The sequence below is a fragment of the Bacteroides caecigallinarum genome (assembly GCF_016902295.1).
In the GTDB taxonomy this organism is placed as follows: domain Bacteria; phylum Bacteroidota; class Bacteroidia; order Bacteroidales; family Bacteroidaceae; genus Phocaeicola; species Phocaeicola caecigallinarum_A.
Map to the genome: position 1 here is coordinate 1 of NZ_JACJLQ010000182.1, position 336 is coordinate 336.

Sequence of the window (336 nt, forward strand, 5' to 3'; positions counted from 1 at the left end):
TGGGGAACGGGCAATTAAAACCGGGATATAACCTACAAATCGGAACCGAAAATCAGTTTATGCTCGATTTTGAACTCTTCCACAATCCTACAGACACTCTTACATTGATTCCGTTCGAGAATTCGTTTCATGAACGTTACAATCGTTTTCCTTTAGAAGATGTTGCCGATTCCGGTTATGGCTCGGAAGAGAACTATCGCTTTATGGAAGAAAACGGAATAGAGGCGTATGTCAAGTACAATTTCTTTCATAAGGAGCAGAGAGCAGACAAATATGTGACAAATCCTTTCAAACAGGAAAACCTGTATTATAACAAGGAGAAAGACTATTATGTTT

General features: G+C 38.7%; 1 pseudogene. It reads left to right on the top strand.

The features are described from left to right. Positions 1 to 336 (top strand): annotated as a pseudogene (locus H6A27_RS15885) (IS5/IS1182 family transposase); the annotation flags it as partial.